Genomic DNA, 21410 nt, shown 5'->3' with positions numbered 1-21410 from the left:
GCCTCCGTGATCCGCCCACCGCCCCCGTCGGACGATGGATACCGGGTATGTATACCACGTATGCATAGGTCTCCGGCCGTCGCGCGCCTTCCTATCTGAGGACGCAGTGGTCGTCCGAACGACCGGATCCCGTCCAGGACGTCCTCAGATATCGGGGGAGGGAATCAGACGGCGGCGACGGTCAGCACCACGCGTGCCCGCTGCTCGCCGACCAGCCAGCGGCGGCGGGCGCGGAGGAGGCGGCGGGTCGACCAGGCGAGGAAGGGCAGGGCCACCACAGGGGGCGCCCAGGCCCACGGCAGCGCTGCGAGGGCGGTGAAGACCATCGCGGTGAGGGTGGTGACGAGCGAGAGCCGCCCGGCGTAACCGGCCATCGCCGCGTGCGGTGCAGGAGTGGCGCGGGGCGAGGACAGGTCGACGGAGTACGGCGAACGGATCGACCAGGTCATCGCGATCGCGAGGACCTGCACCACGACGACCAGCCAGCACGACGCCACGGCGGCACCGGTCACGAGCGGCGGCAGGCCGTTGCGCAGCAGCGCGAGCACGACCGTCACCCCCGAGACCGCAGCCATGCACTCGGCGACCACCAGGGCGCGTACGTCGAACACGTCGGCCGCGGAGACCGGCAGGGTCTCGCGCCAGACCATGCCCTTGCCGTCGAGGCACCAGGCGTTCACCCCGAAGAGCAGCGCCGCGCCGCTCGCGGCCAGGCCGGGGAGCAGCAGCACGGTCCCCCACTCCAGCCCCGCGACCAGTGCGACCAGGCCGGGACCGATCCCGAGGACCATCAGGCCGCGCCGCATCCCGACCGACCGCCACACCGACCCGCGGTCCAGGCGACGGAGGAGGGCGCGGTCCGCAGATCCCCAGCGCGGTTCGGGCAGGGGGCGCGCCTCGTGCACGCCGGACTGCACCCGCAGCTCCTCGCGCGGCGGCAGTCCGAGCGCCCAGGCGGCGGGGACGCCGCCGACGGCGACGGCGAGCACGGCGAGCACGAGCAGGCCGAGCGCTGCGAGCGGCCACCGGTCGTCCTGCATGGCCTCTGCGACCCAGGTCGTCGGCAGCCCGTCGACGACCGCGCCCAGGTGTCCGGTCAGGTGCAGCGCACCGACGACGAGGGCGATCGCGATGCCCGCGGCCCGGACGGCGAGGACGCCGTGCGGGGTCCGTCGTACGCCCTCGACGGCCCAGCCGACGACCTGGCCCAGCGCGGTCGCTGCGAGCACCCAGGTCACGACGACGACCTGCGCGCCGAGGCGTGCGCCGCCGGGCGTCACGAGCGCGACGATCGCCAACAACCCCCAGACCTGGATCAGCCAGGCGAGGTTGAGCGGGGCGAGGGCGAGGGCGCCGAGGTGCTCCGTGCGCGGGCTCAGCGGGTGGATGGAGGCCTCGCTGCGGGAGAGCAGCTCACGGCCGCCGCCCGAGCTCGTCGCCGACACGATGGACAGCAGCAGCGTCCCCGCGAGCGCCGCGCCGACGTTGCCGCTCAGGGCGTCGACCAGGGTGTCGAGGACGTCGCCCAGCGTGCCGCCGGCCTCGACGTCGGCGGGGCCGACGGCGAAGAGCACCGTCAGCAGCAGCACGAGGCCGGCGCCGGCCGCCGCGGCACCACGACGCCGTACGGTCCGGGCGCGGAACACGATCAGGTGCCCGGCGTCGCGCAGCGCGTCAGCCCAGCCGGGCGCGCGGTCGACGTCAGTCGAGGAGCGCACGGTAGGCCTCGCCGGTGAGGTCGGCTGCCTGCATCGCGGCGACGCGGTTGCCGCCGCGCAGCACGACCGCCTCGCCGCAGGCCTCCAGCGCGAGGTCGCGCAGGTGCGTGGAGAGCAGCACGCAGGCGCCTCGGGCGCGGGCGTCGGCGACGACCTCGAGGGTCGCCTCGACGCCGAGCGGGTCGACGCCGTCGAAGGGCTCGTCGAGCAGCAGCACCGCCGGCTCGTGCAGCGCCGCCAGCACGACGCTGAGGCGGCGGCTCATGCCGTGGCTGAAGCCGCCGACCACCCGGTGCGCGACGTCGCCGAGCTCGAAGCGCTCGAGCAGGTCGCGCCCGCGCTCCTCCCAGACGCCCATCCGGCGCAGGCGCGCGCTGAGCTGCAGGTGCTCCCACGGAGTGGCCCGGGGGACGAGTCCGCCGACGTCGGGGCAGTAGCCGACCACGCGCTTCACGCCGAGGGCGTCGGTGGCCGCGTCGTGCCCGGCGACGGTGACCTGCCCGGCGGTGGGTGGTACGACGCCGGCGAGGACCTTCATGGTCGTCGACTTGCCGGCGCCGTTGCGGCCGAGCAGCGCCGTGGCCCGGCCGCTGTCGGCGGTCAGGTCGACGCCCGAGACGGCCTCGACGTCACCGAAGCGGACGTGCAGGTCGCGGACGACGACGGCGGGGGTCTGGCTCACCCCCCCATCCTCGCCGAGTCGGCGCATCCTCGCCCCGGAAACGCGTCGAGTCGGCCTTCGTTCGGCGTGCAGATGCGCCTGCTCGACGGTCAGGCGGGGAAGGTCTCCCCCGCCGCCGCCATCTCGCGCAGGCGTGCCGTGGGCCGGAAGCGCTCGCCGTAGGCCTCGGCCAGCTCGTCCGCACGGTCGCAGAAGGCCTGCAGGCCGACCGGTCCGACGCCGTGGCCGGTCTCGTCGAGCGCCTGCCAGCCGGTCATGAACTGGGCCGCGCCGCCGGTGAGGGCCGGGAAGCCGATACCCATGATCGAGCCGATGTTGGCCGCCGCGGCCGAGGTGATGACGCCCTCCTCGAAGCACTTCGCGGTCTCGAGCGCCTCGATGAAGAGCATGCGGTCCCGCACGTCGCGGATCGGCACCTGCTGCTCCGCGACCGGGAAGTGCTCGGCGAGCCCGGACCACAGCGTCGTACGACGTCCGGACTCGTCGTAGTCGTAGAACCCCGCACCCTTCAACCGCGACGGGCGGCCGAGGCCGATCATCGTCGCGATGACGTCGCCCGCCGGGTCGGGGCCGAGGTCGATGCCCTCGCGCTCGGCCGCGTCGGCGGTCGCCTTGCGGATCTTGGCCATCAGCTCCATGTTGAGCTCGTCGCTGATCTGCAGCGGGCCCACCGGGAAGCCGGCCGACGTCGCGGCGCGCTCCAGCGAGACCGGGTGGACGCCCTCGGCGAGCATCGCCAGGCCCTCGTTGATCTGGGTGCCGATGACGCGCGAGGTGTAGAAGCCACGCGAGTCGTTGACGACGATCGGCGTCTTGCGGATCTGCTGCACGACGTCGTAGGCCTTGGCCAGCGCGACGTCGGAGGTCTCCTTGCCGCGGATGATCTCGACCAGCGGCATCTTGTCGACCGGGCTGAAGAAGTGCAGCCCGATGAAGTCGGCCGGGCGGTCGACGCCGGTCGCGAGCTCGGTGATCGGCAGCGTCGAGGTGTTGGAGCACAGCAGCGCGTCGTCGTCGACGTACGGCGCCACCTCGGCGAACACCTTGGCCTTGAGGGACGGGTCCTCGAAGACCGCCTCGATCACCAGGTCGCACCCGGCGAGGTCCTCCGCGGAAGCGGTGGGCGTGATGCGACCCAGGAGCTCGTCGGCCTTCTCCTGCGTGACCTTGCCGCGCTCGACGCCCTTGGCGTTGAGCTTCGCGGTGTACGCCTTGCCCTTCTCGGCCGCCTCGAGCGACACGTCCTTGAGCACGACCTGCATGCCGGCGCGGGCACACGAGTAGGCGATGCCGGCGCCCATCATCCCGGCGCCGAGGACGGCGACCTTCGTCGCCTGCCAGCGCTCGACGCCCTGCGGGCGCAGCGAGCCGGAGTTGATGGCCTGGAGGTCGAAGAAGAAGGCCTGGATCATGTTCTTCGCCTGCTGGTTGACGACCAGGTTGGTGAAGTAGCGGCTCTCGATGCGCGACGCGGTGTCGAAGTCGACCTGCGCGCCCTCGACCGCGGCGCTCATGATCGCGCGCGGCGCGGGGTAGACGGCGCCCTTGGTCTGCTTGCGCAGCAGCGCCGGGAACGCCGGCAGGAACTGGGCGAGCGCCGGGGTCCTCGGGGTGCCGCCCGGCATCTTGTAGCCGGCGCGGTCCCACGGGTTCTTCGCCGCGTCCTCGTCGTCCCGGTGCTCGAGGATCCAGGCCTTGGCGGCCGGCACGAGCTCCTCGCGAGTCGGTACGACGGCGTCGACCAGGCCCTTGGCGAGCGCGCCCTGCGGGTCGAACTGGGTGCCGGGCATGAGGACGTCCATCAGGGCGGACTGGAGCCCGAGCATGCGTACGACGCGGGTGACCCCGCCGCCGCCGGGCAGCAGGCCGAGCGTGGCCTCGGGCAGTCCGATCTTGACCGAACGGTCGTCGACGGCGATCCGGCGGTTGGCGGCCAGCGCGATCTCCAGGCCACCGCCCAGCGCGGCGCCGTTGATGGCGGCCACGACGGGGCGCGGGAACGTCTCCAGGCGGCGGAGGCTGGACTTCACGGCCTCGCCCATCGCGAAGATCTCGTCGGCGTCGTCGGGCGTCGCCTTCATCATGCTCTTGAGGTTGCCGCCGGCGAAGAAGGTCTTCTTCGCGCTGGCGATGACGACGCCGGTGACGTCGTCGACCTCGTCGTGCAGCCGCTGGACGGCGGCCTCCATGGACGACTGGTAGAGCTCGTTCATCGTGTTGGCGCTGGCCGTCGGGTCGTCGAGGGTCAGCGTGACGATGCCGTCGGCGTCGCGGTCGTAGCGGACGGCGGTCTGCGTTGCGGTGTCAGTGGAAGTCATGTGGGGTTCTCTCACTCGCTGGTCGAGTAGGGCCGAGGAACGAGGTCCGTATCGAGACCTGGCTCTCGGCTGGGGTTGTCTGTCGTCTGATCGGGTCTCGATACAGCGCGGTCACGACCTCGTTCCTCGGCCGTGCGCGCCACTCGACCACCATCAGCTGGCCTGAGCTCGTCCCTCGCTCAGACCAGCTCGACGATCGTGGCGATGCCCATTCCGCCGCCGACGCAGAGCGTGGCGAGGCCGCGCTTCTGGTCGCGGCGGGCGAGCTCGTCGACGAGGGTGCCGAGGATCATCGCCCCGGTGGCGCCGAGCGGGTGGCCCATGGCGATGGCGCCGCCGTTGACGTTGGTGACGTCGTGGCTGATGCCCATGTCGCGCATGAAGCGCATCGCGACGGCCGCGAACGCCTCGTTGATCTCCCACAGGTCGATGTCGTCGACCTCGAGGCCGGCGCGGGCGAGGGCCTTGCGCGCGGCGGGGGCGGGGCCGGTGAGCATGATCGTCGGGTCGGCGCCCGAGACGGCGGTCGAGATGATCCTCGCCCGCGGCGTGAGGCCCAGCGACGCACCGACCTCCTCGGTGCCGATCGCCATCACGGCCGCGCCGTCGACGATGCCGGAGGAGTTGCCGGCGTGGTGGACGTGGTCGATCGCCGGGATCCAGTGGTACTTCTCGAGCGCGACGTCGTCGAAGCCGGCGTCGCGGCCGATCTGCGCGAACGACGGCTTGAGGCCGGCGAGGCCCTCGACGGAGGTGTCGGGGCGGACGGTCTCGTCGCGGTCGAGCACGGTCACGCCGCTGAGGTCCTTCACCGGGATGACGGCGTCGTCGAAGTAGCCGTTGGCCCACGCCTTGGCGGCGCGGTGGTGCGACTCGGCGGCGTAGGCGTCGACGTCCTCGCGGTTCCAGCCCTCGATCGTGGCGATCAGGTCGGCACCGATGCCTTGCGGCACGAAGCCGGTCTGGAGCGCGGTCGCCGGGTCCATCGCCCAGGCGCCGCCGTCGCTGCCCATGGGCACCCGGCTCATCGACTCGACGCCGCCGGCGATGACGAGGTCCTCGAAGCCCGAGCGCACTCGCTGGGCGGCCTGGTTGACGGCCTCGAGGCCCGAGGCGCAGAAGCGGTTGAGCTGCACGCCGGCGACGGTCTCGGGGTAGCCGGCCTTGAGCGCGGCGGTCTTGGCGATGTCGCCGCCCTGGTCGCCGATGGGGGTCACGACACCGAGCACGACGTCGTCGACGCGCGCCGGGTCGAGCGTGGGGTTGCGGGTCTTGAGCTCGTCGAGGAGTCCGACGACCAGGTCCACCGGCTTCACCTCGTGCAGCGAGCCGACGGCCCTGCCGCGGCCGCGGGGTGTGCGGATGTGGTCGTAGACGAATGCTTCTGCCATGTGGCTGATTGTGACACCATTACTGTCACAGTCCAACAGGTGTGGCGCGGGTCACCCACCCGACGGGGTCTCCAGCGGAGCGGGCTGGTGAGGAGAGGATGGTCCGGTGGAGACCGAGCTGCATGCCGACCTGCCGAACAGGCAGGACGCCGAGCTGCTGACCCTGGACGAGCTCACCGAGCGCACCGGGGTCAGCGCCCGCAACGTGCGGTTCTACGCCTCGCGCGGCCTGGTGCCCTCGCCCGTACGACGCGGCCGCTCGGGCTACTACGGGCCCGACCACGTCGCCCGCCTCGAGCTGGTGCGCGAGCTGCAGGGCCACGGCTTCACGCTGTCGGCGATCGAGAAGTACGTCGAGCAGATCCCCGACACCGCCACGCCGTCCGACATCGCCCGCCACCTCTCCCTGCTCGCGCCCGTCACCGGCGACCGCGAGGTCGACGTGCCGGGCGGCCTGTCGGGCATGGGCATCTCCCCCGAGGCCGCCGAGGCGGTCGCGGAGGTCTACGCCGAGCACGGCCGCCAGGTCGCCGAGGAGCTCTCGGAGATCGTCCGCACCAAGGTGTGGCCGCAGTTCCGCGAGGCCGGCTACACGGCCGAGCAGCTGCGCGAGTTCATCCACCGCCTCAAGCCGCTCACCATCGCGGGCCTCGTCACGGCCTACGAGCAGGCGATCGATGACAGCCAGGCGTCGTACGACGGCAGACGTCGATGACCGCCGGTGCGGTCTACCTCCTCCTCGGCCTCTCGCTGCTCCTCGCGATCGTCCTGCCCCAGCTCGTGCACCGCTTCCCGGTGTCGCCCCCGATGGTGCTCGTCGCCCTCGGCATGGCCATCGGCCTGCTGCCCCTCGACGACTCGGTCAGCCTCGACCCCCTCGACCACCACACCCTGATCACCCACGTCACCGAGTTCACCGTGCTGGTCTCGCTGATGGGCGTCGGGCTCGCGATCGACCGGCGGCTCGACCCGCGGTCGTGGCGGTCGTGGCACTCGTGGTCGCCGGTGTGGCGGCTGCTGCTGGTCACGATGCCGCTGACCATCCTCGGCGTCGCAGTCCTCGGCTGGTGGGTGGCCGGACTGGCGCCGGCGGTCGCGCTCCTGCTGGGCGCCGCGCTCGCCCCGACCGACCCGGTGCTCGCCTCCGACGTGCAGGTCGGCGAGCCGCTCACCGAGGACGTCGACGACCGCGAGGACGCGGACGACGCGGGTCCCCGCGACGAGGACGACGACATCCGGTTCTCGCTGACCGCCGAGGCCGGGCTCAACGACGGGCTCGCGTTCCCGTTCGTGCACCTGGCGCTGCTCCTCCTCGCCGGCGGCTTCGGCCTCGCGGACGCCGGCGCGTGGCTGGGCTGGTACGTCGTCGGCAAGATCGCCGTCGGCGTGGCGGTCGGGCTCGCCGCCGGCTGGCTCCTCGGCCGCCAGGCCTTCCGCTCCCGCAGCGACAAGCTCCGGCTGGCCGACCACGGCGAGCCGATGCTGGCGCTCGCCGCCCTGCTGTCGGCGTACGGCGCCGCCGAGGTCGTGGGCGGCTACGGCTTCCTGGCGGTCTTCGTGTGCGCGATGAGCCTGCGCGCCTCCCACCGGGGCCACGCCTACCAGCGCGCGATGCACGCTGTCGTCGAGCGGCTCGAGCGGCTGATGACGCTGCTCGTGCTGCTGGTGCTCGGCATGGCGATGACCGAGGGGCTGCTCGAGCACCTCGACCTGCGCGGGGTGGTCGTGGCGCTGGCGCTCGTGCTCGTCGTACGCCCCGTCGCCGGCTGGGTCGCGGTGGGCGCCCTGCCCCGGGACGAGCACCTCGACGGCGGGCTCGACCGCGGCGAGATGGCGGCCGTGGCGTTCTTCGGCGTCCGTGGCGTGGGCTCGCTGTTCTACCTCGGCTACGCCGTCAGCCACGAGCACGTCCCGGGCGAGCCGTGGCTGTGGTCGACGGTGGCCTTCACGGTCATCGTGTCGGTGCTCCTCCACGGCATCACCGCGACACCCGCGATGGCGCGGCTCGACGCACGCCGCGCGGCCCGCGGCGACCGACAGCCCGCCGGGTGAGCCCCGCATCGCGACCGGGCTGACAGCATGGGCGTCATGAGCACCGTCCTCGTCACCGGCGCCACCGGGTTCATCGGCCGCCGCCTCGTCCCCGCCCTGCTCGACGCCGGGCACGACGTCCGGGCGATGACCCGGCGGCCGGAGTCGTACGACGGACCGGGCGAGCCGGTCGGCGCCGACGTGTCCGACCGCGCCTCGCTCGACGAGGCGCTGCGCGACGTCGACGTGGCGATCTACCTCGTGCACTCGCTCGACGACCCCGACTTCGAGCGCAAGGACGCCGACGCCGCGCGCAACTTCAGCGCCGCCGCGGCCGCAGCCGGGGTGAAGCAGATCGTCTACATGGGCGGCCTGGGCGACGAGGGCCAGGAGCTGTCGGCCCACCTGCGGTCGCGCCGCGAGGTGGAGCAGCTGCTCGGCGGCGACGGCGTGCCGGTGACCGTGCTGCGGGCGGCGATCGTCGTGGGCCACGGCGGCATCTCGTGGGAGCTCACCCGGCAGCTGGTCAAGAACCTGCCGGCCATGGTCGTGCCCCGGTGGGTCGGCACCCGCACCCAGCCCATCTCGATCCACGACGTGGTGCGCTACCTCGCCGGGGTCGTCGACCACCCCGACGCGATCGGCCGGGTCTTCGAGATCGGCGGGCCCGACCAGCTCACCTACAAGGAGATGCTGCTGGTCGCCAACGAGGAGAGCGACGGACGCCAGATCCCGATCGTGGTGGTCCCGCTGCTGACGCCGCGGCTGTCGTCGTACTGGTTGGCGCTGGTCACCGACGTCGACGTCACGACCGGGCGCAACCTCATCGACTCGATGTCGACCGAGGTGGTCGTGCGCGACACCTCGATCCGCGAGGTGGTCCCCGGCGAGCCGCTGTCCTACCGCGAGTCGGTGCGGCGCGCGCTGGACGAGCGGGCCGCCGAGGGGCGCGCGTCAGAAGAGCAGCGGTAGCAGGAACAGCATCGACAGCGACCACGTGATGTGGGTCAGGATCGGCGCGAGGATGCCACCGCTGGCCCGCCGCTCGAGGCCGCAGACCGTGCCGAGCAGGATGGCGGCGAAGGCGAGCATGACGTTGCCGGTCGCGAGCGTCGCGACGACGTACGCGACGGTCGTCCACAGCACCGGGTGGCGTGGGATCGCGGCGTACATCGCGCCGCGGAAGAACAGCTCCTCCGCGATGCCGTTGACGAAGGTGATGGCGGCGAGCAGCGCCAGCGAGCCCTGGTCGGCGTACTCCAGGACACTGCTGACGTAGGTCGCGAGCGGGTCGATCTCGCGCACGACGAGCGCACCGAGGACGAAGACCCCGACCATCAGCAGCCCCAGCAGGATCGGCGCGAGGATCGGCCGGACGAACACCTCGCCCTCACCGGCGATGCGACCGAGGTGGAGGCGACCGGACAGGAAGGCGCCGGCCGCCCAGACCCCGGCCAGCACGACCGCCGCGACGTAGAAGGTGTTGCCGCCCGGCTCGAGGCGCAGCGACCAGCCGAGGACGACGGCGCCGACGAGGACGACGACCGCCGCCACGACCTGGCGGCGGCGGAAGGCGGCATCGGTGTCGCGTTGGTCGCGCGGGACGACGTCCCACAGCGATCGCTGGATCCAGGCGCGCATGCGGGTCAGCCTAGGAGGACGGCGCCAGCCGTCCTCTCCTAGGAGTCCGCCCGCAGCAGCTCGCGCACGCGCGGGATGACCTGCTCGCCGTAGAGGCGCACCGACTCCATCCGCTGCTCGTGCGGCAGCGAGCCGACCGAGTACTTCAGCTGAAAGCGACTCAGGCCGAGCGTGCGGGCCGCCCAGGCGATCTTCTGCGCGACCGTCTCCGGGGAGCCGACGAAGAGCGCGCCCTGCGGGGAGGCTGCCTGCTCGAACTGGATGCGGGAGTACGGCGGCCAGCCGCGCTCGCGACCGATCCGCGTGTAGAGCTCGGCCTGGTTCGGGTAGAGCTGCTCGCGGGCCTCCTCGTCCGTGGCCGCGACGTGGCCCGGGGAGTGCATCCCGATCGGCAGCTCCGGCAGCTCCATCCGGCCGAGCGCCTCGCGGTAGAGGTCGGCGAGCTGGACGAAGCCGGCCGGCGAGCCGCCGATGACCGCCAGCATCAGCGGCATGCCGTACTGCGCGGCGCGCACCACCGACTGCGGGGTGCCGCCGACGCCGATCCAGGCCGGGAGCCGGCCGGCGGCGGTGGTCGGGTAGACCCGCTGGTCGACGAGCGGCGGGCGGACGGTGCCCTCCCACGAGACGGGACCCTCGGCCTGGAGCGCTGCGAAGAGGTCGAGCTTCTCGGCGAACAGCCGGTCGTAGTCGGACAGCTCGAGGCCGAAGAGGCCGAAGGACTCGATGAACGACCCACGACCGAGCTGCACCTCGGCGCGGCCGTTGCTCACCGCGTCGAGGGTGGCGAAGCGCTGGTAGACCCGGATCGGGTCGTCGGAGGACAGCACGGTGACGCCGGTGCCGAGCCGGATCCGCTCGGTCTGCCCGGCGATCGCGGCGAGCACGACGTCGGGCGCCGAGATCGCGTAGTCGGGCCGGTGGTGCTCGCCGAGGCCGATGTAGTCGACGCCGACGCTGTCCGCGAGCGCCGCCTCCGCGACGACCTCGCGCAGCGTCTCGGCGTGGTTCGCCGGGGCGTCGTCAATCGGTGCGTCGCCGAAGGTGTCGAGGCCGAGCGTGGGGTGCTCGCGCGTGCCGAGCACGGAGAAGTCGAAGTCAGGCATCGGTGTCGCCCTCCTGGTTGGTTGAAGGGTGAACGACCAGGGGGCGTCCGGCATTCCGCGGTGCGGCGGGGGCCCGGACGCCGTACTGGCCCTTGAGTCTCCTAGCGACTCAAGGGCCAGCACGGGTGGATCGGGGTGGCCGATGGACGGTGAGTCTCCAGGAGACCCAGCGGCAAAGGTGCAGGTCAGCGGCCGCGGCTGAACGACGCGGCGCTGTGGCCGCCGCCGCGCTGACCGCCCTGACCGCCGCCCTGGCCGCCCCCCGAACGACGACGACGCTGGCCGCCGCCCGACGGCTGGCCCTGCGTGGACTGGCCGCCCGAGGCCTTGGCGCCCGAGCGCTGACCGCCGCCGCCCTCGCCACGGGACTGGCCGCGGGACTGGCCCTGGCCGCGCGACTGACCGCCGCCCTGCCCGGTGCTCTTGCCGCGACGGCGCGACCGGTTGCGTCCGCCACCGCCGGCGCGGGCACCCTGGGCACCGGCGCCGGTGGGGGTCTCGACGACGAGGCCGCCCGGGACGAGGGTCCGCTCGCCGGGGGCGAGCTGGACCAGGACCGGGTGGTCGGGGCCGTTGACCTTGGTGGTGACCGGCTTGATGCCGGCCTGACGGGTCAGGTCGCGCACGTCGCGGACCTGCTCGTCGGTCATCAGGGTGATGACGGTGCCCTCGTTGCCGGCGCGTGCCGTACGGCCTGAGCGGTGCAGGTAGGCCTTGTGCTCGACCGGCGGGTCGGCGTGGACGACGAGCGCGACGTCGTCGACGTGGATGCCGCGGGCGGCGATGTCCGTCGCGACGAGCGTGGTGGCCGTGCCGGAGTGGAAGGCCTCCATGTTGCGGGTGCGGGCGTTCTGCGACAGGTTGCCGTGCAGCTCCACGCTGGGCACGCCCGACTTGTTGAGCTGGCGGGCGAGCGCCTTGGCGCCGTACTTCGTGCGGGTGAAGACGACCGTACGACCGGGCGCGCTGGCGAGGTCGACCAGGACCGGCACCCGCTGCTCGCGCGAGAGGTGCAGCACGTGGTGGTGCATCGTGGCGACCGGCGACTGGGCCGAGTCGGCCTCGTGGGTGACCGGGTTGCTCAGGAACCGCTTGACCAGGACGTCGATCGCCTTGTCGAGGGTCGCCGAGAAGAGCAGGCGCTGGCCCGACTGCGGGGTCTTGTCCATGATCCGGCGTACGCCCGGCAGGAAGCCGAGGTCGGCCATGTGGTCGGCCTCGTCGAGGACGGTGATCTCGACCGCGGACAGGTCGGCGTGGCCCTGGCCCATGAGGTCCTCGAGGCGACCCGGGCAGGCGATGACGATGTCGACGCCCTTCTTGAGCGCGGTGACCTGTGGGTTCTGGCCCACGCCGCCGAACACGGTGCGGGTCGTCAGGCCGGTGGCCTTGGCGAGCGGCGCGAGGGAGGCCTCGATCTGGCCGACGAGCTCGCGCGTCGGGGCGAGGATGAGGGCGCGCGGCTTGCGCGGCATCGCCGGCAGCTTGGACGCGTCGAGGCGGGCGACCAGCGGGAGCAGGAAGCCGTACGTCTTGCCGGAGCCGGTGCGGCCGCGGCCGAGGACGTCGCGGCCGGCGAGGCTGTCGGGCAGCGTCGCGGCCTGGATGGGAGTAGGAGTGGTGATGCCCTGCTGCTCGAGGATCTGGACGAGCGAGGACGGAACGCCGAGGTCGGCGAAGATCATGTGACTGCTTTCGGTTGGCGTCTCGCCACCGTGAGCCGCGGGTCCGGAGACGCAGTGCGGCGTACGTGCCTCAGAAGTGAGGGAAGGTCCCGAACCGACGTGCGGAGCGAGCCTGCGTCCGGGGCAAGACCGGCCGGACGTCTGTGCTCACAACGCTAGTGGGGCTGGTGGTGTTCCCGCGAATCGATTGCCGTGTGAGTCCGGACTCACGCGCCGGAACACCACCGTCCCTCGGGATGTCAGGCGCAGCACACGGCGCCAGGGGCGTCCCCCGACTCGTTCGTCGCGGGCGCGTCGTCGGTGATCGCGTAGACCTCCCACTGCTCACCGTTGGGAGCTCCCTGCACCCAGAACTTGTCCTGCTTGGCGTAGCAGCAGGTGGTGTCGCGCTCCTCCGTGGTCGCGAACCCGGCGGCGGCGAGCCGGGTGAGCTCGGCGTCGACCGTGTCGACGTCCTCGACCTCGACGCCCAGGTGGTTGATGCTCCCGCCCTGGCCGGCGTTCTCGATCAGGACGAGCTTGAGCGGCGGCTGCGCGACCGCGAAGTTCGCGTAGCCCGGACGCACCTTGTGGGGCTCGGTGCCGAAGAGCGCGGAGTAGAAGCCGATCGACGTCTCGAGGTCGTCGACATTGAGGGCGAGCTGCAGGCGGGACATGAGGTTCTCCTCAGATATTGATGGATGTCGATGTATGGAGATTGCCCCAGAGATCGATGTCTGTCAATATTGATTGGTGTCGAAGTCTGAGCTGACCCTCACCCCCGTCGAGACCGTCGCCTGCTGCTCGCCCCTCGTCCGCGAGCCGCTGTCGGCCGACCAGGCCGAGAGCGTGGCGCCGCTGCTCAAGGCGCTCGCCGACCCGGTCCGCCTGCGCCTGGTCTCGATCGTCGCGGCCAGCGAGGGCGGCGAGGCCTGCGTCTGCGACCTGAACGACGCCTTCGACCTCTCGCAGCCCACCATCAGCCACCACCTCAAGGTGCTGCACGAGGCGGGCCTGCTCGACCGCACCAAGCGCGGCGTCTGGGTCTACTACGCCGTACGCCGCGAGGTGCTGTCCGACCTCGCCGTCCTCATCGGTGGCGCGTGAGCACGACGCTGCCCCTCACCCCTGGAGACCGTCCGTGACTGACACCCCCACCGTCCTCTTCGTCTGCGTCCACAACGCCGGCCGATCGCAGATGGCGGCCGGCTGGCTCCGGCACCTCGCCGGCGACCGGGTGGAGGTGCTGTCGGCCGGTTCCGCCCCGGCCGGGACGATCAACCATGTCGCCGTCGAGGCGATGGCCGAGGTCGGGATCGACATCGCCGGCCAGCAACCGAAGCTGCTCAGCGACACGGCCGTGCAGTCGTCCGACGTCGTCATCACGATGGGCTGCGGCGACGCGTGCCCGTTCTACCCGGGCACGCGCTACGAGGACTGGAAGCTCGACGACCCCGCAGGCCAGGGGATCGAGGCGGTGCGCCCGATCCGCGACGAGATCAAGGTGCGCGTCGAGGAGCTCCTCGCGTCGCTCGCGCCACGGTGATCGAGCCCGAGGGACGAGGGCGTATCGAGATCAGGCGCTGGCACGCCGGACCAGGGTCGGCGGGATGATCACCCGCATCGGCCGGCTCGAGTCGGGCTCGTCGACGCGCTCGAGGAGCAGCCGGGTGGCGCGCTCGGCCATCTCGTCGACCGGCTGCCGGACGGTGGTCAGTGCCGGCGAGGTGCGCTCGGCGACGCCGAGGTCGTCGAAGCCGACGACGGCGATGTCGTCGGGCACCCGGCGGCCGAGCTCGGCCAGCACGCGGAGCGCGCCGGCGGCCATCAGGTCGGAGGCGACGACGAGGCCGTCGAGGTCGGGGTGGCGCTCCATCAGCGCCCGGGCCGCGGCCTCGCCGCTGGCCTCGGTGAAGTCTCCGTGCTCGACCGCGTCGTCGGCCAGGCCGGCGCCCGACATCGCCTGGCGCCAGCCGGCAAGCCGGTCCTCGGCAGCCGTCATGTCCGCGGGGCCGGCGATGGTGCCGATGCGCGTGCAGCCGCGGGCGACGAGGGCCTCGGTCGCCTCGCGCTCACCAGCCACGTTGTCGATGTCGACGTACGCCACCCGGTCGCCGCCGGTCCAGGGCCGACCGCCGAACACGCACGGCAGGCCGATGTCGGCGAGGTGCTCGGCGAGCCGGTCGTCACGGTGGTGGGAGACCACCAGCGCACCGTCGACGTGCCGGTTGGTGAGGTAGCGCAGGGTCCGCGCGGTCGACGCGCCGGGCCGGGCCAGCAGCAGCACGAGCTGGATGTCCCGCTCGCCGAGCACCCGGGTCACGCCGCGCAGCGTGCCGGCGAAGAACGGGTCGGAGAAGACCCGGTCGTCGGGCTCGGGCACGACCACGGCGATCGAGTCCGTACGCCGTGTCACCAGGCTGCGGGCGGCGGGGTTCGGGACGTAGCCCAGCGTGCGGACCGCAGTGTCGACGGCCGACTGGGCGCGCGCACTGACGCGCTGGCCGCCGTTGATCGCACGCGACGCCGTGGCGCGAGAGACGCCCGCGACCCGGGCCACCTCGTCGAGGGTGGGTTGCCCCGCGCTGGCTGGGGTGCGCGGGGTCGTCACTCGCGCCACGCTAGTCGTCCGCGGGCGGTGGCGTGGGCAGGGTCCCGGTGCGGGCGAGCTCGGCGTACCAGTGGGCACTCGACTTCGGCGTACGACGCTGCGTCGCGTAGTCGACGTGGACCAGCCCGAAACGCTTGGCGTAGCCGAAGGCCCACTCGAAGTTGTCGACGAACGACCACTGGAAGAACCCGCGCACGTCCACGCCCTCCTCGATCGCCCGGTGCACCGCGCGCAGGTAGGAGTCGAGGAACGCGATGCGGTCGGGGTCGTGCACCCGCCCGTCCTCGTCGAGCCGGTCGTCGAAGGCCGCGCCGGTCTCGGTGAGGTGGATCGGCAGGTGCGGGTAGTCGTCGTGGAGGCGGCGGAGCAGCCGGTGGAGGCCCTCGGGCTGGATCTCCCACCCCATGGCGGTCAGCGGCAGCCCGCGGCTGGGGAAGGTGACGTGCTCGGAGCCCGGGAACGGCGAGAGCGCGACCCGGGCGGGGTGGTCGGCGCCGACCCCGACGACGTCGGTGCGCGGGTGACCCGAGACCTCGTTGCCGTGGTAGTAGTTCACGCCCAGCACGTCGATCGGGGTCGAGATGACGTCGAGGTCGCCGTCGCGGACCACGTCGAGCCACGGCCGGTCCTGCCACGTCCGCTCGGCGGTGTCGGCGAGCACGTCCGCGGGGTAGGAGCCGCGGAAGATCGGGTCGAGGAAGAAGCGGTTGTGCAGCCCGTCGACCCGGCGCGCGGCGTCGACGTCGACCGGGTCGCCCGGGTCGCTGGGGTCGGGCACCGTCAGGTTGAGGCTCAGCCCGAGCCGGTCGGCGCCGCGGCTGCGCAGCTCCTGCGTGGCCAGGCCGTGCGCGAGCAGCAGGTGGTGCCCGGCGACGAGGCCGGCCGCGCCCTCCTGGCGACCCGGCGCGTGGTGGCCGGCGGTGTAGCCGAGGAACGCCGAGCACCAGGGCTCGTTGAGGGTCGTCCACGTCGGCACCCGGTCGCCGAGCGCCTCGTGCACCGAGACGGCGTACTCCACGAACCGGTGGGCGGTGTCGCGGTTGGTCCAGCCTCCCGCGTCCTCGAGCACCTGCGGCAGGTCCCAGTGGTAGAGCGTCAGCCACGGCGCGATGCCGCGGGAGAGCAGCTCGTCGACGAGCCGGTCGTAGAACGCGAGCCCGGCCGCGTTGACCGGTCCGGCGTCGGGGCGCACGCGCGGCCACGCCACGGAGAAGCGGTACGACGTCGCGCCGAGGTCGGCGAGCAGGGCCACGTCGGAGGGCATCCGGTGGTAGTGCTCGCAGGCCACGTCGCCGGTGTCGTCGTTCAGCACGGCGCCGGGGAGGTGGGAGAAGGTGTCCCAGATCGAGGGCGTACGTCCGTCCTCCGCGACGGCGCCCTCGATCTGGTAGGACGCGGTCGCCATCCCCCAGACGAAGTCGTGCGGGAACTGGACGGACGCCGGGCTGGTCCGGGTCGTGCTGGTCTGGACGGTCATCCCTTGACGGCTCCTTGCATGATGCCGGACACGAGCTGGCGGCCGGCGACGACGAACAGGATCAGGAGCGGGATGGTGGCCAGGGTGGTCCCGGCGAGGACCAGGCTGAAGTCCTTGAAGTACCCGCTCTGCAGCTGGTTGAGCGCCACCTGGATGGTGGGGTTGTCGGGCGGCAGCGCGATGAGCGGCCAGAAGAAGTCGGTCCACACCTGCATGAAGGTGAACAGCCACAGGATCGCCGCCGCGGGCCGAGCGGCCGGGACGGCAACCGTCCAGAAGACACGGATCTGCGAGCACCCGTCCATCCGCGCGGCCTCGATGAGCTCGTCCGGCACGGCGTCGACGAGGTACTGCCGCATGAAGAAGACGCCGAACGCCGTCACCAGCCACGGGATCATGACCGAGAAGGTGCTGCCCGCCCAGCCCAGCTTGGACATGAGGATGAAGAGCGGGACCACGCCCAGCTGGGTGGGCACCGCCATCGTGGCGATGACGAAGACCAGCAGCGGCCCCCGGCCGCGGAACCTCAGCTTGGCGAACGCGTAGCCGGCCAGGGTGCAGAAGAACACCACCGAGCAGGCGGTCACCGTCGAGACGAGGAGGCTGTTGCCCAGGGCCTTCCAGAAGGGGATCGAGTCCAGCGCGCGCTGGGCGTTGGCCGCGAAGTGGCCGCCCGGCAGGAGCGGCGGGATGCCCTGGGCCGCGACCTCCTTGGTCTGCGACCCGAGCAGGAAGGACCAGTAGAGGGGGGCGGCCGAGCCGAAGGCGAAGGCGAGCAGCAGGCCGTAGACGAGGAACCCCGGCCGGCGGCTCATCGCTTCCCCCCGAGCACGCCGACGCGCCGCAGGAGCACGAAGTTGAGGACGGCGAAGGCGCAGATCACCAGGAAGAGCAGCCAGGCCGTGGCGGAGGCACGGCCGAGGTCTCGCAGCTGCCAGCCGAAGTCGTAGATCAGCATGGTGATCGTCCCGAACTGGCGGTCACTGCCGCCGTTGCGCGCGTTGGTCTGGTCGAAGAGGCGCGGCTCGGCGAAGATCTGCAGGCCACCGATGGTCGAGGTGACGATGACGAAGATCATCGTGGGACGGATCATCGGCACCGTGATGGAGACGAGCTGGCGGATCCGGCCGGCGCCGTCGATGGACGCCGATTCGTAGACCTCGCGCGGGACCGCCTGCATCGCGGCGAGGAAGATCAACGCGTTGTAGCCCGTCCAGCGCCAGTTGACCATCGTGGCGATCGCGACGTGGCTGGCCCACCGGTCGGTGTGCCAGGCGATCGGGTCGATGCCCACCATGCCGAGGACCTCGTTGACGAGGCCGTAGCGGTCGCCGTACAGGCTGCCGAAGATGATCGCGACGGCGACCGGCGAGACCACGAACGGCAGCAGGACGCTCATCCGCCACGCCGTGCGTGCCCGGAGCTGGTTGTCGAGCAGCGCGGCGACGACGAGGGCGATGAGGACCTGCGGCACCGAGGAGATGAGGAAGATGCTGATCGTGTTGACCAGCTGCTTGGTGAAGTACGGGTTCTCCAGGACCTCGCGGAAGTTGTCGAGGCCGACGTAGTCGCCCTTCCCGCCGAGCAGGCTCCAGTCGTGGACCGACACCCAGGCGGTGTAGGCCAGCGGGAACATGCCGACCACGAGGAACAGGACGAAGAACGGCGCGACGTAGAGGTAGGGCGAGAACCGGTGGTCCATCCGGCTCAGCCGCTGCCGCCACTGCGGTGCTTCCCGTCGGCCTGGTGGGGTGGCCGGCCGGGGTGGCGACACCTGCTCGGTGTCGCCACCCCGCGTGGGGAGGTGAGTGGTCACGTCGCGCCGTTCGGTCGTGGGGAGCCCGGGCCCGTCAGCCCAGTGACTCGACGTCGGTCAGGAATTGGTCCCACGACTGCTCGGGGTCCTGCGAGCCGTCGTCCACGCGGAGGATCGCCGCCTGGAAGGCCTGCAGGATGTCGGAGTACTTGGGACCCTTGTAGGGCTGGACGGTGACCGCCTTGGCCCGCTCGGCGAGGATCTCACCGGTGGGCGCGTCGTTGAAGAACGCGTTGGTGGCCCCGGTGACCTCGGGGGACTCCAGCGCGTCGACCTGGCTGGGGAAGGTTCCCTTGGCAGCGAACGCCTTGACCTGCTGCTCCGGCGCGGTGAGCCACGCGGCGACCTCCTTGGCCTCCTCGGTGTTCTCGCCCTGCGCGGGGACGGTCAGGAACGAGCCGCCCCAGTTGCCGCCGCCTCCGGGGAACACGTTGGCGAAGTCCCAGCCCTCGACGCCCTCGGCGTTGCCCTCGACCACGCCGAGCATCCAGCCCGGGCAGGCCATCGTGGCGAAGCCGTCGTTCTGGAAGGACGCGGTCCAGTCGTCACCCCACTGGGGGAGCTTCGTGGACAGGCCCTTCGCGATGTTGCCGGTGACGGCGCCGTAGACGGCCTCGAGCTCGGGGTTCTCGACGTCGACGGTGTTGTCGTCGGCCTCGAAGGGGTTCGCGACCTGGTTGAGCATCGCCTGGGCGAGGCCGCCCGAGGAGTCGTACCAGGCGGTGTCCGGCATCTTCTTCACGAACTGCTCGCCGGTGGCGAAGTAGTCGTCCCAGGTGCCCATCAGCTCGGCGACGTCCTCGCGGTCGGTCGGGAGGCCCGCCTTCTTGAACAGGTCGGAGCGGTAGCAGATGCCCTCGGGCCCGATGTCGGTGGCGTACCCGATCATCTGGCCATCGGCGTTGGTGGCCTTCGTGGACACCCAGTCCAGCCAGCGGCCCTCGAGCTCGCTGTCGGAGAGGTCGACGAACGCATCGCTCTCGGCCAGGATCGCCGGCATCGCGTCACCCTCGATGGCCTCGATGTCGGACAGGCCCGAGCCGGCCGCGAGCTTGGTGTAGAGGTTGGCCTTGGCGTCGTCCCAGGTGCCGACCTTCACCTGCTTGATCTTGATGTCGTCGTGCGAGTCGTTCCACTCGTCGATGAGGTCCTCGTAGCCGAACTCGTTGAAGGTCGCCACGCTGATCGTGGTCGTGCCGTCCGCGCTCGCGCCGTCGTCGTCACCGCCGCCGCACGCGGCCGCCGTCGTCGCGAGGGTGAGCGCGAGGATCGCGCTCGAGGCGAGTCTGAATCGCCGGGTCCTAGGTGTCTGCACCACTGCACTCCTGCCGTCCTGGGGCGCCGGGCTGACTGCCCGGCCGGGAGGTGGACGTGAGCGGGGTGTGAGAGCGCTTCCACTTCCGTCCGGCAGTCACTATGACGCCGGTCACATGGCGCTGTCAACGCTCGCGCCAAGTGTTGTCCCCGAAATGTGGGAGCGCTTCCACTCCCCCGGGTGTCACGACCAGCGCAGCACGCCGTCGTCGAGCCGGGCGCGGCGGATGGTCCGGGCGTCGTGCAGGTAGTTCTGCTTCAGCGACCACGGCGCCCGCGTCCCCTGGCGCGGAAGCGTGTGCACGACCCGCTGCACGTAGCCGGCGTCGAAGTCCATCAGCGGGACCTCCTCCACCTCCGGGTCGCGCACCGGGACGACCGACCTGGTGCCGGTCGACCGCAGCCGCTCCAGCAGCCGGACGACGTACTCCCCGACGAGGTCGGCCTTGAGCGTCCAGGAGGCGTTGGTGTAGCCGATCGTGAAGGCGAAGTTGGGCACGCCCGAGAGCATCATGGCGCGGTAGGCCATGGTCCTGCTCGGCTCGACGGTCTCGCCGTCCACGGACAGCTCGGCGCCGCCGAACACCTGCAGGTTGAGCCCGGTCGCGGTGACGACGACATCGGCCTCGAGCCGCTCGCCCGACTCGAGCTCGAGGCCGGTCTCGGTGAAGGTGGCGATGCGGCCGGTGACCACGTCGGCCCGGCCGGCCTTGATCGCCCGGAACAGGTCACCGTCGGGCACCAGGCACATCCGCTGGTCCCACGGGTCGTAGGTCGGCTTGAAGTGGGTGTCGACGGCATAGCCGGGCGGGAGCTGGGCGACGTTGGTCTTGCGGACGAAGCGGCGCACGAGGTCGGGACGGCTGCGGCTGACGCGGTAGAGGGCGGACTGCAGCGCGATGTTCTTCCACCGCGTGGCGACGAACGACCGGTCCTCCCCGACGAGCTTGGTCAGCCGGCCCTTGACCGCGTCCCTGGCCGGCACCGAGAGGATGTACGTCGGTGAGCGCTGCAGCATCGTGACGTGAGCGGCGCCGCTCTCGGCGAGCGCTGGCACGAGGGTGACCGCGGTCGCGCCCGAGCCGATGACGACGACCCGCTTGCCCGTGTGGTCGAGGTCCTCGGGCCAGTGCTGCGGGTGGACGAGCCGGCCGCCGAAGCGCTCCTGCCCCTCGAAGTGCGGGGTGTAGCCGGCGTCGTAGTCGTAGTAGCCACTGCACGCCCACAGGAAGCCCGCGGTCATCGTGCGCGTCTCCCCGTCGACCTCCGCCGTCACCGTCCACCGCGCGGTGGGCGAGTCCCACGCGGCCGCCACGACGCGGTGGCCGTAGCGGACGTGGCGGTCGACCCCGTACTCCCGGGCGGTGTCGCGCAGGTAGTCGAGGATCGAGGCCCCGTCGGCCAGCGCGGTGTCACCGCGCCACGGCCGGAACCGGTACCCGAGGGTGTGCATGTCGGAGTCGGAGCGCACGCCCGGGTAGCGGAACAGGTCCCAGGTGCCGCCGCTGACCTCGCGCCGCTCGAGGACGGCGTACGACGTCGCGGGCAGGTCCTTGGCGAGGTGGGCCGCCGCGCCGATGCCCGACAGGCCCGCGCCGATGATCAGCACGTCCACGTGCTCGACACTTGTCACGCTCCGAG

At 71.9% G+C, this 21410-nt stretch carries 19 protein-coding genes; 5 read left to right on the top strand and 14 right to left on the bottom strand.

The window, feature by feature from the left end; genetic code table 11:
* Positions 1-164: 164 nt before the first annotated feature.
* The 4 genes from AC3A3L_RS09175 to AC3A3L_RS09160 form a co-directional block, all read right to left on the bottom strand.
* Entirely contained in the window at positions 165-1718 is a 1554-nt protein-coding gene (locus AC3A3L_RS09175; protein WP_487639690.1) for a hypothetical protein, read from the bottom strand.
* Entirely contained in the window at positions 1702-2400 is a 699-nt protein-coding gene (locus AC3A3L_RS09170) for an ABC transporter ATP-binding protein (RefSeq protein ID WP_487639689.1), read from the bottom strand. Before AC3A3L_RS09170 ends, AC3A3L_RS09175 begins: the two co-directional genes overlap by 17 nt.
* Positions 2401-2489: 89 nt before the next feature.
* The gene (locus AC3A3L_RS09165) at positions 2490-4718 is read right to left on the bottom strand and encodes a 3-hydroxyacyl-CoA dehydrogenase NAD-binding domain-containing protein (RefSeq protein ID WP_487639688.1); all 2229 of its coding nucleotides are present in this window, start codon (positions 4716-4718) and stop codon (positions 2490-2492) included.
* 179 nt (positions 4719-4897) lie between these two features.
* Positions 4898-6109, bottom strand: coding sequence for an acetyl-CoA C-acetyltransferase (locus tag AC3A3L_RS09160; protein WP_487639687.1), 1212 nt, complete (start codon positions 6107-6109; stop codon positions 4898-4900).
* Positions 6110-6215: 106 nt separating this feature from the next.
* Here AC3A3L_RS09160 and AC3A3L_RS09155 point away from each other — a divergent pair, with 106 nt between their 5' ends.
* Genes AC3A3L_RS09155 through AC3A3L_RS09145 form a run of 3 tightly spaced genes read left to right on the top strand, consistent with a single transcriptional unit; the run spans position 6216 to position 9112 of the window.
* Entirely contained in the window at positions 6216-6824 is a 609-nt protein-coding gene (locus AC3A3L_RS09155; protein WP_487639686.1) for a helix-turn-helix domain-containing protein, read from the top strand.
* Entirely contained in the window at positions 6821-8161 is a 1341-nt protein-coding gene (locus tag AC3A3L_RS09150) for a cation:proton antiporter domain-containing protein (protein ID WP_487639685.1), read from the top strand. Before AC3A3L_RS09155 ends, AC3A3L_RS09150 begins: the two co-directional genes overlap by 4 nt.
* Positions 8162-8197: 36 nt before the next feature.
* Positions 8198-9112 (top strand): NAD(P)H-binding protein, encoded by a 915-nt coding sequence (locus AC3A3L_RS09145; RefSeq protein ID WP_487639684.1) that lies wholly within the window; start codon positions 8198-8200, stop codon positions 9110-9112.
* Here the strand turns inward: AC3A3L_RS09145 and AC3A3L_RS09140 are convergent.
* The 4 genes from AC3A3L_RS09140 to AC3A3L_RS09125 form a co-directional block, all read right to left on the bottom strand.
* Positions 9095-9781, bottom strand: a complete 687-nt coding sequence (locus AC3A3L_RS09140; RefSeq protein WP_487639683.1) for a CPBP family intramembrane glutamic endopeptidase — start codon at positions 9779-9781, stop codon at positions 9095-9097. The genes AC3A3L_RS09145 and AC3A3L_RS09140 overlap by 18 nt on opposite strands.
* A gap of 38 nt (positions 9782-9819) precedes the next feature.
* On the bottom strand, positions 9820-10887 hold the full coding sequence (locus tag AC3A3L_RS09135) for an LLM class flavin-dependent oxidoreductase (protein WP_487639682.1): 1068 nt from the start codon (positions 10885-10887) through the stop codon (positions 9820-9822).
* Positions 10888-11072: 185 nt separating this feature from the next.
* Entirely contained in the window at positions 11073-12572 is a 1500-nt protein-coding gene (locus tag AC3A3L_RS09130) for a DEAD/DEAH box helicase (protein ID WP_487639681.1), read from the bottom strand.
* 239 nt (positions 12573-12811) lie between these two features.
* A complete protein-coding gene (locus AC3A3L_RS09125; RefSeq protein ID WP_487639680.1) occupies positions 12812-13228 on the bottom strand; it encodes an ArsI/CadI family heavy metal resistance metalloenzyme in 417 nt (138 codons plus the stop codon).
* Between the two features lie 76 nt (positions 13229-13304).
* On the opposite strand from AC3A3L_RS09125, the gene AC3A3L_RS09120 reads away from it, so the two are divergent.
* Positions 13305-13658 (top strand): metalloregulator ArsR/SmtB family transcription factor, encoded by a 354-nt coding sequence (locus AC3A3L_RS09120; RefSeq protein WP_487639679.1) that lies wholly within the window; start codon positions 13305-13307, stop codon positions 13656-13658.
* A gap of 34 nt (positions 13659-13692) precedes the next feature.
* Entirely contained in the window at positions 13693-14097 is a 405-nt protein-coding gene (locus tag AC3A3L_RS09115) for an arsenate reductase ArsC (protein ID WP_487639678.1), read from the top strand.
* Between the two features lie 30 nt (positions 14098-14127).
* Here AC3A3L_RS09115 and AC3A3L_RS09110 read toward each other — a convergent pair whose 3' ends face one another.
* The 6 genes from AC3A3L_RS09110 to AC3A3L_RS09085 form a co-directional block, all read right to left on the bottom strand.
* Positions 14128-15162, bottom strand: a complete 1035-nt coding sequence (locus AC3A3L_RS09110; RefSeq protein WP_487639677.1) for a LacI family DNA-binding transcriptional regulator — start codon at positions 15160-15162, stop codon at positions 14128-14130.
* 10 nt (positions 15163-15172) lie between these two features.
* Entirely contained in the window at positions 15173-16639 is a 1467-nt protein-coding gene (locus AC3A3L_RS09105) for a GH1 family beta-glucosidase (RefSeq protein ID WP_487639676.1), read from the bottom strand.
* Complete coding sequence (locus AC3A3L_RS09100) at positions 16636-17454, bottom strand: carbohydrate ABC transporter permease (RefSeq protein WP_487639675.1); 819 nt, start codon at positions 17452-17454, stop codon at positions 16636-16638. Before AC3A3L_RS09100 ends, AC3A3L_RS09105 begins: the two co-directional genes overlap by 4 nt.
* Entirely contained in the window at positions 17451-18341 is an 891-nt protein-coding gene (locus AC3A3L_RS09095) for a carbohydrate ABC transporter permease (protein ID WP_487639674.1), read from the bottom strand. Before AC3A3L_RS09095 ends, AC3A3L_RS09100 begins: the two co-directional genes overlap by 4 nt.
* A gap of 148 nt (positions 18342-18489) precedes the next feature.
* Positions 18490-19773 (bottom strand): ABC transporter substrate-binding protein, encoded by a 1284-nt coding sequence (locus AC3A3L_RS09090; RefSeq protein ID WP_487639673.1) that lies wholly within the window; start codon positions 19771-19773, stop codon positions 18490-18492.
* Positions 19774-19953: 180 nt separating this feature from the next.
* Complete coding sequence (locus AC3A3L_RS09085; protein WP_487639672.1) at positions 19954-21402, bottom strand: flavin-containing monooxygenase; 1449 nt, start codon at positions 21400-21402, stop codon at positions 19954-19956.
* Between the last annotated feature and the right edge of the window lie 8 nt (positions 21403-21410).

Source organism: Nocardioides sp. Soil_C_8, from assembly GCF_057656315.1.
Note: the sequence above shows the minus strand (reverse complement) of the source record. Positions and strands in the feature narration are given on the sequence as shown.